Below are 13,197 nucleotides of genomic sequence, written 5' to 3' on the forward strand. Positions count from 1 at the left end.
CTGCGCATCGGCCGGGCAAGGCGGCCACGGTCTTCACCACCGCCGGCGACGCGGCCTCCTCCGACCTCCCGCTTCCGTTCTGCGTCGGTGCGGTGGCGGGCCCGGCCCGGGGGTCGATCGGCAGCGGCCCCACCCGCGCGAGCGACCGGCGGACCGGCTGCTGATCCCGGTCGGCATGCACCAGTTCCTGAACCCCTCCCTCCAGCAGCTCGACCCCTTCACCGACGCCCCCGGCACGGTCCGGCACGGCGAGATCCCGCACTTCTTCCACGGCGACCCGACCGCGGGCCAGTTCATGACCGGCTTCTTCCCGATCGCGATGTTCGCCCTGTCGGCCGCCGCCCCCTACTACGCGCTCTTCCGTTTCGCGATCACCAGGTCCGACCCAGGACCCCGGGCCGCGGGCCCGAGGAGGAGATCGAGGACATCACCAGGGCCTGACGGTTCGTCAACGGAACACCATCCCTCACCGCCGGCCAGAGGTGGGGGAGGGCATTTTGTTGAGCAGCTCTCCAAAATATCGACTACAGCGGGTAGCCAAGATCGCCAATCCGCAGGAAGGTTTCGATTTCATAGCACTTCCCACCTGCGCGGCTTCCCGGGGTTCCGCACCCTCTCGGCCCGTGCTAGAAAACTGGTCTACACCACTTGTGGTGTAGACCAGTCCGCGTGTCGGCCCCCGATGCAGCACCCGACCGACCCGCCATGCCGTAAGGAACCACCCCCATGAGTACGACTGCGCAGGCACCGGCGCCCGCCTCGGCGCCGGCCCCCAAGCCCGGCAAGAAGTACGGCCAGAGCCTCCTGCAGGGCCTGCAGAAGATCGGCCGCAGCCTCCAGCTGCCGATCGCTGTCCTGCCCGCGGCCGGTCTGCTGCTGCGCCTGGGCCAGGACGACGTGTTCGGCAAGGACGGCCTGGGCTGGAACAAGGTCGCCGCCGTCTTCGCCACCGCCGGTGACGCCGTCTTCACCAACCTGCCGCTGCTGTTCGCGGTCGGCATCGCCATCGGCTTCGCCAAGAAGGCGGACGGCTCCACGGCACTGGCGGCCCTGGTCGGCTTCCTGGTCTACAAGAACGTGCTGACCGCGTTCCCGATCACCGAGTACAAGATCATGCCGGGCAAGGACATCCCTGCCACCTACCAGGACCCGGGCGTCCTCGGCGGCATCGTGATCGGTCTGCTCAGCGCCGTGCTGTGGCAGAAGTACCACCGCACCAAGCTGGTCGACTGGCTCGGCTTCTTCAACGGCCGTCGCCTGGTCCCGATCATCATGGCCTTCGTCGGCACCGCCGTCGGTGTGTTCTTCGCCCTGACCTGGGGCCCGATCGGCGACGCGATCAAGAGCCTGAACGACAGCCTGATCGGTGCCGGAGCGCTCGGCGCGGGCGCGTTCGGCCTGGTCAACCGCGGTCTGCTGCCGGTCGGCATGCACCAGTTCGTCAACTCCTACGCCTGGTTCCAGACCGGTGACTACGCCAAGGCCGACGGCACCGTGGTCCACGGCGACCTGCACCGCTTCTTCGCCGGCGACCCGACGGCCGGACAGTTCATGTCGGGCTTCTACCCGATCATGATGTTCGCGCTGCCCGCCGCCGCGCTGGCCATCGCCCACGCCGCCAAGCCGCACCGCCGCAAGGCCGTCCTCGGCATGATGATGTCGCTGGCCCTGACCTCCTTCGTCACCGGTGTCACCGAGCCGATCGAGTTCGCCTTCGTCTTCATCGCCCCGGTGCTGTACGTCATCCACGCCCTGCTCACCGCCGTCTCGATGGCCGTCACCTGGGCGCTCGGCGTGCACGACGGCTTCACCTTCTCGGCCGGCCTGATCGACTACGGCCTGGCCTGGAGCAAGGCCACCAACCCGTGGATGATCATCCCGATCGGCCTGGTCTTCGCGGCGCTGTACTACACGATCTTCCGCTTCGCGATCACCAAGTTCGACCTCAAGACCCCCGGTCGCGAGGACGACGACGAGGTCGAGGACGTCACCAAGGCCTGACGCCCCGCCGTCGGCCCCGAAGGACCCCGCCCAGCTGCTCAGGGCGGGGTCCTTCGCCGTCCGGGGGTGCTCAGATCCAGCCGAGCCGGGCGGCGTGGACGCCGGCCTGGAAGCGGGAGTCGGCGCCCAGGTCGGCGGTGAGGTCGGCGACCAGGCGGCGGACGGTGCGGTCGGAGATCTCCAGCTTGCGGCCGATCGCCCGGTCGGTGAGACCGGCCGCGAGCAGCCGCAGGACCTCGCGGTGGCGGTCGTCCGGGGCGGCCGGGCCGAGCAGCTCGGGCGGGATCCAGGCGGCGGCCCAGAAGTGCTCGAAGAGCTCGCGGACGACCCCGACCACGGCCGGGTCGCGGACCACCACCGCGGCGGCGCCCGCCTCCCCGGGGGCGGGCAGCACGGCCAGGTGGGCGTCGACCACGATCAGCCAGAGCGGCAGGGTGTGGGCGACCCGGATCCTGGCGCCGGCCGCGGTCAGCTCCTGGACGTGGGCGAGCACGGCGGGCCGGTGCAGGGCGGCGACCGGGTAGATGGTGCGCAGTTCGACCCGGCGGGCGAGGGCGATCCGCTCGCGGGCGAGCTTCCCGGCGAGGGCGCTCGGCGACCGGTCCTGTCCGGGGCGCAGCGACAGGGCCTCGGTGCGGGCGCCGCGGGCGGCGTCCTCGAGCAGGGCGGCGATCCGGTCGGGGCCGCGGACCAGTTCGTGCGCGGGGGCGGTCCGCAGCGGCAGGAAGTCGGTGTGCAGCCGGTCGACGGCGGCCCGGGTGGCCCGGGCCCGGTCGGCGAGTTCGGCGTAGCGGTGGTCGGCCTCGGCGAGCAGGGCGCGGACGGCGGTGTCCACCGGGACGGCGGTCAGCCGGCCGCTCGCCGGGGCCAGTCCGAGGGACCGCAGCTCGTCGACGGCGGCTTCGAACTCTTCTTCTCCGCAGCCGAGTTCGGCGCGCAGCTCGGCGGCCTCACGGCCCGGTTCGGCGAGCAGCAGGGCGTACAGGGCGGTGCTGGTCTCCACGTCCGGACCCTAGGCCCGGGGTCGCGATCCGGACGCGGCATTCCACCATCCGAGACGGCTGCTCCGGTCCCGGCCATGGCCGGATCCGGCGCGGCCGCGCCCCTCCCGGGGCCGGGGAGGGGCGCCCAGGATGGGCGGCATGGCGATGAACGAGGCTTCCACGATCTGGCTCGACGGCGCGCTGGTGCCCTGGCACGGGGCGAAGGTGCACGTCCTGTCGCACGGGCTGCACTACGGCACGGGGGTGCTGGAGGGCACCCGGGTGTTCGACACGGCCGACGGGCCGGCGGTCTTCCGGCTGCCGGAGCACCTGGCCCGGCTGGAGCGCAGCGCCCGGATGCTGCGGATCGGACTCCCCTTCTCCGCGGCCGAGTTGGCGCAGGCGACGGTGGAGCTGGTCCGGGCGAACGGCCACCGCTCGTGCTACCTGCGGCACTTCGCGTTCCTCGGCTACGGCTCGATGGGCCTGGACATGCGCGACTCCCCGACCACCACGGTGATCGCCGGCTGGGAGTGGCCCGACCACCTGGGCGGGCGGCCACTGCGGCTGAAGACCAGCAGTTGGCGGCGCAACGACCCGAACTCGGTGCCGCCGGCCGCCAAGGGCACCGGGCCGTACCTGAATTCGGCGCTGGCCCGGCGGGAGGCGACCGACGCGGGGTACGACGAGGCGCTGCTGCTGGCGGGCGACGGCTCGGTGAGCGAGTGCAGTGCGGAGAACGTGTTCACGGTGCGCGGCGGGGTGCTGCGCACGCCGCCGGCCAGTGCGGGCGCCCTGGAGGGCATCACCCAGGACACCGTGCTGACGCTGGCCCGCGATCTGGGCGTGGAGGTGCGGGTGGAGAGCCTGCTGCGCTCGGACCTGTACGCGGCGGACGAGGTGTTCGTCTGCGGGACGGCGGCCGGGGTGGTGCCGGTCGCCTCCCTCGACGACCGGGAACTACCGTCCGCCGAAGGCGACCTGACGAAGCGGCTGGCCGAGCTGTACCGGGCGGCGGTGACCGGCGCGGAGCCGCGCTACGCGCACTGGCTCACCCCGGTTCACAGCTCGTAGACGGCTCCGGGGCGCGCCAGTTCGACCGGGCCGGGGTAGCCGGCGGCGGCGTCGCGGAGGTTGCGTTCGGCGTCGGTCCACGGCGGGATGTGGGTGAGCACCAGGCGGCCGACCCCGGCGGCTGCGGCGTGCTCGCCCGCCTGGGTGCCGTTGAGGTGGATCGACTCGAAGGTCTCCTTGCCGTCGGTGTACGCGGCCTCGCAGAGGAAGAGGTCGGCGCCGCGGGCCAGCTCGACGAGTTCGGGGCAGGTGCCGGTGTCGCCGGAGTACACCAGGCTGCGGCCGCCGTGGTCGATCCGGAAGCCGTACGCCTCGGCGTCCAGGTGGTTGACCCGGACGGCGGTGACGGTGAGCGGGCCGAGTCGCAGCTCGGCGCCGTCGGAGAGCGCGCGGAAGTCGAAGACCTCGGTCATGCCGGGCTTCTCCGGCATGTCGTAGGCGCGGGCGAGCCGCTCGGCGGTGCCGGCCGGGCCGTAGACCGGGACCGGGTCCGGGCAGCCCTCGACCCGGTAGTTGCGGGCCACCCAGTACGCGCACAGGTCGACGCAGTGGTCGGCGTGCAGGTGGCTGAGCAGGATCGCGTCCACGTCGTACAGGCCGCAGTACTTCTGCAGTGCGCCGAGGGCGCCGTTGCCGAGGTCGAGGACCAGGCGGTAGCCGTCCGCCTCCACCAGGTAGCTGGAGCACGGCGAGTCGGCGGACGGGAAGCTCCCCGAGCATCCCACCACGGTCAGTTTCATGCCGAGCCCTTCCCGCCCCGTTGGGTCATGGTCCGCGCGGCCCGCACTACCTGCTGGTAGCGGGGTGTTCGCCTGTCGAGAGTAAGGGCCGCACGGCACTTTGCCCCCGTCCCCGTGCCGGGCTGTGGGCGGAATCACCAGAACGGGCCGGGGGCGGTGAGATCAGCGCTGCCGGGGCCGGTTGCGGGCCCAGGCCCGGATGGTCTCGGCGTACCAGCGGGGGTGACCTGCGGCGTCGACGGTGTCCGGGTCGGGCAGCAGGCCGTGCCGGCGGTAGTTGCGGACGGTCTCGGCCTGCACGTTGATGTGGCGGGCGATCTCGACGTACGACCAGAGTTCGGGTCCTGGCATGGAGGTCCACCTCCGGGGGTGTGGGCGATCCGGGTGCGCGATCAGCTTTTCCGGCCCAACGAGAACCTCGGCCGCCCGACCGCACCGGTCGACGTTCCGTGACGAAGCGGTCACACGGAACGGATAAATCCCGGAGTGTCACAGACCGAAGGCGCGGCACCCGCGAGGGGGTGCCGCGCCTTCGGGAGGTGCCGGCTCAGGCCCAGAGCTGGCCCTGCAGTGCCTCCACCGCGGCCTCGGTGGACTCGGCGGTGTAGATGCCGGTGGACAGGTACTTCCAGCCGGCGTCCGGGACGACGAAGACCACGTCGGCCCGCTCACCGGCCCTGGCGGCCTTGCGGCCGACGCCGATCGCGGCGTGCAGGATGGCGCCGGTGGAGACGCCGGCGAAGATGCCCTCCTGCTGGAGCAGGTCGCGGGTGCGCTGCACCGCGTCGGCGGAGCCGACCGAGAAGCGGGTGGTGAGCACCTCGGCGTCGTACAGCTCGGGGACGAAGCCCTCGTCGAGGTTGCGCAGGCCGTAGACCAGGTCGTCGTAGCGCGGCTCGGCGGCGACGACCTGCACGCCCGGGACCTTCTCCCGGAGGTAGCGGCCGACGCCCATCAGGGTGCCGGTGGTGCCGAGGCCCGCGACGAAGTGGGTGACGGTGGGCAGGTCGGCGAGGATCTCCGGGCCGGTGGTGGCGTAGTGCGCACCGGCGTTGTCGGGGTTGCCGTACTGGTAGAGCATCACCCAGTCGGGGTGCTCGGCGGCGATCTCCTTGGCGATCCGCACGGCGGTGTTGGAGCCGCCGGCGGCCGGCGAGGAGATGATCTCGGCGCCCCACATGCGGAGCAGCTCGCGCCGCTCCTCGCTGGTGTTCTCCGGCATCACGCAGACCATGCGGTAGCCCTTGAGCTTGGCCGCCATGGCGAGCGAGATGCCGGTGTTGCCGCTGGTGGGTTCGAGGATGGTGCAGCCCGGGGTGAGCCGGCCGTCGGCCTCCGCCCGCTCGATCATGTGCAGGGCCGGGCGGTCCTTGATCGAGCCGGTGGGGTTGCGGTCCTCCAGCTTGGCCCAGAGGGTGACCAGCCCGTCCTCGTTCCCGGGGACGGCCCGGGACAGCCGGGGCAGCCGGACCAGGGGGGTGTTGCCGACGGCTTCGATCGGGCTGTCGTAGCGCATTACTTCATGCCACCGGCGACGGCGGGGAGGATGGTGACGCTGTCGCCGTCGGCCAGGGCGGTGGAGATGCCCTCGAGGAAGCGGACGTCCTCGTCGTTCAGGTAGACGTTGACGAAGCGGCGCAGCTCACCGCCGTCCAGCAGGCGGCCGGCGATGCCCGGGTGGCGGGCGTCGAGGTCGGCGAAGAGCTCCCCGAGGTTGGTGCCGGTGCCCTCGACGGCCTTGGCGCCGTCGGTGTAGGTGCGGAGGATGGTCGGGATGCGGACCTCGATGGCCATGGCTGTGCGCTCCTGGTGGGGTGAGTTCGGGGTGCCGGGCTCGGGCGCGGCAGGAGGAGGGGCCCCGGGGGCACCGGGGCGGCTGGGTGTGCCGAAGTCAGCGGGCGTCGGAGGTGCCGGGACAGATCGCGCTGGCGAGCCGGCACAGGTCGACGTGCAGGCGCGCCACGAGGCGGGTGCCTGGGGCCTGATTGCTCACATCGACGGAACGCATGGACTCATCGTATAGATTCCCGGCCCCCTCCCGACATGCCCGTCTCGCGATCCGGTCGCATCCGTTCCGGGGAATGAGAAAGGGGCCCGTCGGCCGCGCTCGGGGCGGGGCCGCCGGACCCCCTCGGGGTGCGCCGCGATCAGGCCTGGTAGGCCTCGACCACCTCGACGTCTTCCTCCGTGATCACGCCGTCCACGATGCGGAACGAGCGGAACTGGAAGGGGTCGGACTCCTCGGTGCCCTCGGCGGTGGAGACCAGCACGTAGTGGGCGAAGGGCTCGGAGGCGTAGCTGACGTCCGTCCGGGACGGGTAGGCCTCGGTCGCGGTGTGCGAGTGGTAGATCACCACCGGCTCCTCGTCCCGGTCGTCCATCTCGCGGTACAGCTTGAGCAGGTCGCCGGAGTCGAACTCGTAGAAGGTGGGCGAGCGGGCCGCGTTGAGCATCGGGACGAACCGCTCGGGCCGGCCGCTGCCGGCCGGACCGGCGATGACGCCGCAGGCCTCGTCCGGGTGGTCCGCGCGGGCGTGGGCGACGATCCGGTCGCGCAGTTCTCGGGTGATGGTCAGCATGCGGTCAGGATAGCGAGACGCTCCGGCCGGCCCTCACCCGCCGTTTCGGGCGTGCAGGTGCTGGTGCGGGGCGCCGTGGACGGCCGCCGGGTTGCGCCGGCTGAGCACCCGGTAGCCGACCACCAGGGCGAGCGCCCAGGCCGGGAAGACGTAGAGCGCGATCCGGGCCTCCTCGTCCAGCGCGATCAGCACCACCACCATGGCCAGGAAGGCGAGCGCGATCCAGCTCGGCCCGGCCCCGCCGGGCGCGCGGAAGCTGGGCGGCGGCAGGTGGCCGCGCTTCCAGGCCGTCCGGTAGCGGATCTGGCTCAGCAGGATCACCGACCAGGTCCACAGCCCGCAGACCGTGGCGACCGAGGTGATGTACTCGAACGCCCGTGCCGGGACGAGGTAGTTGAGCACCACGCCGACGCCCATCAGCAGGCAGGACAGGGTGATCGCGACGGCCGGGGTGCGGTTGCGGTTGAGCGCGGTGAGCCGCCCGGGGGCCTGGCCCCGCAGCGCGAGGTCGCGCAGCATCCGACCGGTGGAGTACATGCCGGAGTTGCAGGAGGAGAGCGCGGCGGTCAGCACCACGAAGTTGATGATCCCGGCCGCCGCGGGGATGCCGACCTTGCCGAAGGCCGCCACGAACGGGCTGACGCCGGGCTGGAACTCGGTCCACGGGACGAGTGACAGGATGATGGTCAGCGCGCCGACGTAGAACAGCACGATCCGCCAGGGCAGGGTGTTGATCGCCCGCGGCAGGGTCTTCTGGGGGTTCTCGCTCTCCCCGGCCGTGACGCCGACCAGCTCCACGCCGAGGTAGGCGAACATGACGATCTGCAGGGTCATCACGGTCGCACCGACGCCCTTGGGGAAGAAGCCGCCGTCATCCCACAGGTTGGTGATCGAGGCGGTGTCCCCGGCGTCGCTGAAGCCGATGGTGAGCACGCCGATGCCGATCAGGATCATCCCGATGATCGCGGTGACCTTGACCATCGAGAACCAGAACTCGATCTCGCCGAACAGCTTCACCGAGATCAGGTTGGCCGCGTAGAGGAGCAACAGGAAGACCAGCGCGCTGAGCCACTGGGGGCAGCCGGGCGCCCAGAAGCGCACGTACACCGCCGCCGCGGTGGTCTCGGCCATGCCGGTGACCACCCAGAACAGCCAGTACGTCCAGCCCGTGACGAAGCCGGCGAACGGGCCGAGGAACTCCCGGGCGTACTCGGCGAAGCTGCCCGCCACCGGCCGGTAGGTGAGCAGCTCGCCGAGCGCGCGCATGATCACGAAGATCACCACGCCGGCCACCGCGTAGCTGAGGATCAGCGACGGGCCGGCCTTGGAGATCGCGGTGCCGGCACCGAGGAAGAGCCCGGTGCCGATCGCCCCGCCGATCGCGATCATCTGGATCTGACGGCTGTTCAGACCCCGCTCGTAGCCCTCTTCGTCCGGTACGGGGTCGGTCACCTCGTCGTACGACTGCTGTGCCATGCACCGCAGTCAAACACGGACACGCCGGATAGCGGTGCACATCTGAGCGTTATTTGAGCACCAACCCGTCCGGCTCAGCCGGCCATGGCCTCCAGCAGGCTCTCCTGCATCGCGCCGAGCCAGAGGTAGGCCATCACCAGGGGCTTGCGCGGGTCGTCGTCCGGCAGCCGGTAGAGGCCCTCGTCGTCCTCCTCGGTGACCTCCAGCCGGGTGCCGAGGGTGAGCCGCAGGTCGTTCAGCGCGCCCAGCCAGCGCACGCACTCCTCGGTGGAGAGCTTGAGCACGCCGCCCTCGCCGAGCAGCGGGTCCAGCGCCCGGACCACGGTCAGCGCGTCCTCGCGCTTGCGCGCCCGCAGGTCGAGCTCGGTGTAGCGGCGGAACTCGGCGGCCATCTCGACGGTCTCGGCGTCGGCCCGCTCGCCGGGCGCGCCGTAGGCGTCGGGGAACAGCCGCAGCAGCGCCGGGTCCTCCGGGGCCTCGGTCGGCCCCTCGGCGAACAGCGCCGCCAGCGGGTCCGCGTTCTCCCCGCCGGGCCCGGGGCCGATCAGCTCCAGCATCTGCACTTCCAGCGACCGCAGGATGGAGGCCTCGACCTCGTCCAGCGTGATCGCGGCGGCGCCGCCTCCGGCGGTCTCGAACAAGCCAGCCATGGGTTCCGTATCTGTCCTCGGTCGTGATCGGTCAGTCGTGCTGGAGAGTGGCCCACAGGCCGTAGCCGTGCATGGCCTGGACGTCCCGCTCCATCTCCTCGCGGGTGCCGCTGGAGACCACCGTCCGGCCCTTGGTGTGCACTTCCATCATCAGCTTCCGGGCCTTGTCCTTCGGGTAGCCGAAGTAGGCCTGGAAGACGTACTGGACGTAGCTCATCAGGTTGACCGGGTCGTTGTGGACGATGGTCACCCACGGGGTGTCGGGCTCCGCCACCGGAGCGCCCTCCACCTCCGGGCGCTCGATCTCCACCGGCGCGACACTCACAGGCTGACTCTCCTCGTTGACCTTCGCTTGCCCCCGTCCATGCTTCCATCCGAGGGACTCCTGGGCGAATCAGGGTCGCCTCCCGCGAGATATCGTCAAACTGACATTAAGTGGTGGTAGCATCATCACCATGGACGCCATCACCGCGCACCCCTCCACCGCGCTGCTCACCGACCGCTACGAGCTGACCATGCTGCAGGCCGCCCTTCGCAGCGGCGCCGCCGAGCGCCGCTCGGTCTTCGAGGTGTTCACCCGCCGCCTGCCCGCGGGCCGCCGCTACGGCGTGCTGGCCGGCACCGGCCGGGTGCTCGACGCGGTGGAGAACTTCCGCTTCACCACCCCGCAGCTGGACTGGCTGGCCGACCAGCAGGTGGTCGACCAGGACACCCTGCGCTTCCTCGCGGACTACCGCTTCACCGGCGACATCCACGGCTACCCGGAGGGCGAGGTCTACTTCCCCGGCTCGCCGCTGCTCACCGTCGAGGGCACCTTCGCCGAGGCGGTGATCCTGGAGACGGTGATCCTGTCGATCCTCAACTTCGACTCGGCGATCGCCGCCGCGGCCTCCCGGATGACCGCGGCCGCGGGCGGCCGCCCGGTGATCGAGATGGGTGCCCGCCGGGCCCACGAGCGGGCCGCGGTCTCCGCCGCCCGGGCCGCGTACGTCGCGGGCTTCAGCGCCACCTCCGACCTGGAGGCCGGCTTCACCCACGGCATCCCGACCACCGGCACCGCCGCGCACGCCTTCACCCTGCTGCACGACAGCGAGCGGGACGCGTTCACCGCCCAGATCGCCTCGATGGGCCGGGAGACCACCCTGCTGGTGGACACCTACGACCTGAACGAGGCGGTGCGCACCGCGGTCGAGGTGGCCGGCCCGGGTCTCGGCGCGGTCCGGATCGACTCCGGCGACCTGACCCTGCTCGCCCACCGGGTCCGCCGCCAGCTCGACGAGCTCGGCGCCACCGGCACCCGGATCATCGTCACCTCGGACCTGGACGAGTACGCCATCGCCGCGCTGGCCGCCGCGCCCGTGGACGGCTACGGCGTCGGCACCCAGCTGGTCACCGGCAGCGGCCACCCGACCTGCGCCATGGTCTACAAGCTGGTCGCCCGGGCGAGCACCCCCGGCGGGCCGCTGGAGCCGGTCGCCAAGCGCTCGGCGGGCGGCAAGAGCAGCGTCGGCGGCCGCAAGTGGGCCGCGCGCCGGCCGGACGCGGACGGCACCGCCGAGGCCGAGGTGGTCGGCACCGGGCCGGTCCCGGCCGAGCTGGAGCCGCACCTGCTGCACGTGCCGCTGATCCGCAAGGGCGAGGTGGTCGGCAGGGAGCCGCTGGCCGCCGCCCGCGAGCGCCACCTGCGGGCCCGCGCCGGGCTGCCGCTGTCGGCCACCCAGCTCTCCAAGGGCGAGCCGGTGATCGTCACCGAGCAGCTCCCGGGCTGATCGCGCGGGGAGGCCACCGCGCGCACCCTTCCGCCTACGCGCGTCACTCCCTAGAGTTTTCAACGCCGCACCCGAACACCCGAGCAAGAGAAGAGAAGCCAGCCATGCACCGGGCCCTGATCGTCGTCGACGTGCAGAACGACTTCTGCGAGGGCGGCAGTCTGGCCGTCGCCGGCGGTGCCGAGGTCGCCGCCGCCATCACCGACCTGATCGCCGAGTCCCAGCCCGGCTACACCCACATCGTGGCCACCAGGGACCACCACATCGACCCGGGCGCGCACTTCGCGGCCGAGCCGGACTACGTCCGCTCCTGGCCCGCGCACTGCGTGGCCGGCACCGAGGGCGTCGGCTTCCACCCGAACTTCGCCCCGTCGGTCACCTCCGGCGCGATCGAGGCGGTCTTCTCCAAGGGCGCGTACGCCGCGGCCTACAGCGGCTTCGAGGGGGAGGACGAGCACGGCGGCGGGCTCGCCGACTGGCTGCGCGAGCGCGAGGTCACCGAGGTCGACGTGGTCGGCATCGCCACCGACCACTGCGTGCGGGCGACCGCGCTGGACGCCGTCCGCGAGGGCTTCGCCACCCGCGTGCTGCTCGACCTCACGGCCGGCGTGGCAGCCGCCACCACCGAGACCGCACTGGCCGAACTCCGTTCGGCCGGGGTCGAGTTGACCGGCACCCCGGTGGTCCGGAGCTGATCCCGCTCCGCCCGGGTCACCGCTCGGTGACCACCAGCTCGACCACGTCCTCCCCGCCCAGGGCGAAGGCCTCGCGCAGCTCGCCGCCGACCGCGTCCGGCTCGGCGGCCAGCCGCTGCCCGCACACGTGCACCACCCGCACCCCCAGGTACTCCATCCGGTGCTGGCCGCCGCGCACCCAGGCCGCCTCGCCCTCGCTGACGCAGCGCAGCTCGGAATCCACCTCGACCGCCACCGCGGCCCCGGGCCAGTACAGGTCCGGCACCGCGACGTAGGTGCCGCCGCGCATCCGCAGCTCCGGGCCGGTCAGCGGGACGGGCAGCAGCCACTCGTCGATCAGCTCGCCGATCCGGCCGAACACCGACTCCCGCTCGGCGGCCAGCAGCTCGTCCAGCGCGGCGCGCACCCGGGGCGTCTCCAGCAGCTCGGCGTCGCGCAGCTCGCCCAGCAACTCCCGCACCGTGCAGGCGCCTTCGGGGCGGCTCACGGCCTCCCTGAGCACCGAGCGGAGCAGGCCCGGGCCGATCGCGCCGGTCTCGAAGGCGCCGGCGTCGGTCCACTCGCGGACCGCGTCGGCCACCGCGCGGGCCACCGGGGCGCAGGCCAGGCCGTGCACCGAGCGGGCCACCAGGGCGCGCGCGGTGCGCCGGATCCGCACTTCCCCCGCGTCCTTCAGCCGGCGCTGGCGGGGCACCAGCACCTCCACGCCGATGACGGCGGGCAGCCGCGGCATCGAGACGAAGCCGTACAGCGCGAGCGCCGCCGCACCGGTGATCACCGCACCCTCCCGGCCGCCCTCCACCCGCCCGTCCTGCGCCGCGTACAGCAGGGCCGCCCACATCCGCTGCTCGGGGGTCGGCCCGCTCTCCTGGAGCAGGTACACCCGGGGAAGCAGGCGCTGCCAGGGCCCGCCGCGCCGGCACTGCTCGCTGACCAGGCGGGTGGGCACGCCGAGGGCGCGCAACTGGCTGGCGGTGATCACGTTCTGCTGCCGGCGCGCCAGCTCTTCGAGGGACAACGGCTGGGACGGGATCTGGTAGCTCATGCCGTCAACCCTCCCCCGGACCTCTGACACGGCACTCCTGACCTGACGACCTGTTACCCAACCGTCGCGAAAACGGGACTGCTCCGCACTAAAGTCCCCATACCCTCACCCATTTGGCGGATAGGGCGTTCATTCGGTTGCCGGATTAGATCGGACTTTGGCCTGTACCATCCGATTTTCATCGA

General features: G+C 72.0%; 15 protein-coding genes and 1 pseudogene. 5 read left to right on the top strand and 11 right to left on the bottom strand.

Translation table 11 applies throughout. The features are described 5' to 3' along the window. Positions 1–151 precede the first annotated feature (151 nt). Positions 152–343, top strand: a pseudogene (locus tag ABEB06_RS39355) (PTS transporter subunit EIIC); the annotation flags it as partial. Positions 344–726: 383 nt separating this feature from the next. Continuing rightward, complete coding sequence (locus ABEB06_RS14530) at positions 727–2,001, top strand: PTS transporter subunit EIIC (RefSeq protein WP_345697282.1); 1,275 nt, start codon at positions 727–729, stop codon at positions 1,999–2,001. Positions 2,002–2,071: 70 nt separating this feature from the next. Here the strand turns inward: ABEB06_RS14530 and ABEB06_RS14535 are convergent, their stop codons facing one another. After that, entirely contained in the window at positions 2,072–3,004 is a 933-nt protein-coding gene (locus ABEB06_RS14535) for a LuxR C-terminal-related transcriptional regulator (RefSeq protein WP_345697283.1), read from the bottom strand. A gap of 139 nt (positions 3,005–3,143) precedes the next feature. Between ABEB06_RS14535 and ABEB06_RS14540 the strand changes: the two genes are divergently transcribed. Further along, positions 3,144–4,058 (top strand): branched-chain amino acid transaminase, encoded by a 915-nt coding sequence (locus tag ABEB06_RS14540; RefSeq protein WP_345697284.1) that lies wholly within the window; start codon positions 3,144–3,146, stop codon positions 4,056–4,058. On the opposite strand, the gene ABEB06_RS14545 is transcribed toward ABEB06_RS14540, so the two are convergent. From ABEB06_RS14545 to clpS, 9 genes are all read right to left on the bottom strand, one after another. Then, entirely contained in the window at positions 4,046–4,798 is a 753-nt protein-coding gene (locus ABEB06_RS14545; RefSeq protein ID WP_345697285.1) for an MBL fold metallo-hydrolase, read from the bottom strand. The two genes, ABEB06_RS14540 and ABEB06_RS14545, sit on opposite strands and share 13 nt — an antisense overlap. Positions 4,799–4,960: 162 nt before the next feature. Then, positions 4,961–5,149, bottom strand: a complete 189-nt coding sequence (locus ABEB06_RS14550) for a MarR family transcriptional regulator (protein ID WP_345697286.1) — start codon at positions 5,147–5,149, stop codon at positions 4,961–4,963. 196 nt (positions 5,150–5,345) lie between these two features. Beyond that, on the bottom strand, positions 5,346–6,314 hold the full coding sequence (locus ABEB06_RS14555; protein WP_345697287.1) for a PLP-dependent cysteine synthase family protein: 969 nt from the start codon (positions 6,312–6,314) through the stop codon (positions 5,346–5,348). Continuing rightward, entirely contained in the window at positions 6,314–6,592 is a 279-nt protein-coding gene (locus tag ABEB06_RS14560; RefSeq protein ID WP_345697288.1) for a MoaD/ThiS family protein, read from the bottom strand. The genes ABEB06_RS14555 and ABEB06_RS14560 overlap by 1 nt, the downstream gene beginning before the upstream one ends. A 97-nt stretch (positions 6,593–6,689) precedes the next feature. After that, positions 6,690–6,806 (bottom strand): putative leader peptide, encoded by a 117-nt coding sequence (locus ABEB06_RS14565; RefSeq protein ID WP_345697289.1) that lies wholly within the window; start codon positions 6,804–6,806, stop codon positions 6,690–6,692. Between the two features lie 139 nt (positions 6,807–6,945). Beyond that, on the bottom strand, positions 6,946–7,377 hold the full coding sequence (locus tag ABEB06_RS14570) for a M67 family metallopeptidase (protein ID WP_345697290.1): 432 nt from the start codon (positions 7,375–7,377) through the stop codon (positions 6,946–6,948). A gap of 33 nt (positions 7,378–7,410) precedes the next feature. After that, positions 7,411–8,853, bottom strand: coding sequence for an amino acid permease (locus tag ABEB06_RS14575; RefSeq protein WP_345697291.1), 1,443 nt, complete (start codon positions 8,851–8,853; stop codon positions 7,411–7,413). A 74-nt stretch (positions 8,854–8,927) separates the two neighbouring features. Beyond that, a complete protein-coding gene (locus ABEB06_RS14580) occupies positions 8,928–9,503 on the bottom strand; it encodes a DUF2017 domain-containing protein (RefSeq protein WP_345697292.1) in 576 nt (191 codons plus the stop codon). Positions 9,504–9,534: 31 nt separating this feature from the next. Then, positions 9,535–9,828, bottom strand: coding sequence for an ATP-dependent Clp protease adapter ClpS (gene clpS / locus ABEB06_RS14585; RefSeq protein WP_345697293.1), 294 nt, complete (start codon positions 9,826–9,828; stop codon positions 9,535–9,537). A gap of 130 nt (positions 9,829–9,958) precedes the next feature. On the opposite strand from clpS, the gene ABEB06_RS14590 reads away from it, so the two are divergent. Further along, the gene (locus ABEB06_RS14590) at positions 9,959–11,272 is read left to right on the top strand and encodes a nicotinate phosphoribosyltransferase (RefSeq protein ID WP_345697294.1); all 1,314 of its coding nucleotides are present in this window, start codon (positions 9,959–9,961) and stop codon (positions 11,270–11,272) included. Between the two features lie 104 nt (positions 11,273–11,376). Next, complete coding sequence (locus ABEB06_RS14595; RefSeq protein WP_345697295.1) at positions 11,377–11,967, top strand: isochorismatase family protein; 591 nt, start codon at positions 11,377–11,379, stop codon at positions 11,965–11,967. 16 nt (positions 11,968–11,983) lie between these two features. On the opposite strand, the gene ABEB06_RS14600 is transcribed toward ABEB06_RS14595, so the two are convergent. Next, entirely contained in the window at positions 11,984–13,012 is a 1,029-nt protein-coding gene (locus tag ABEB06_RS14600) for a type IV toxin-antitoxin system AbiEi family antitoxin domain-containing protein (protein ID WP_345697296.1), read from the bottom strand. Between the last annotated feature and the right edge of the window lie 185 nt (positions 13,013–13,197).

This window comes from Kitasatospora terrestris, from assembly GCF_039542905.1.
GTDB lineage: Bacteria > Actinomycetota > Actinomycetes > Streptomycetales > Streptomycetaceae > Kitasatospora > Kitasatospora terrestris.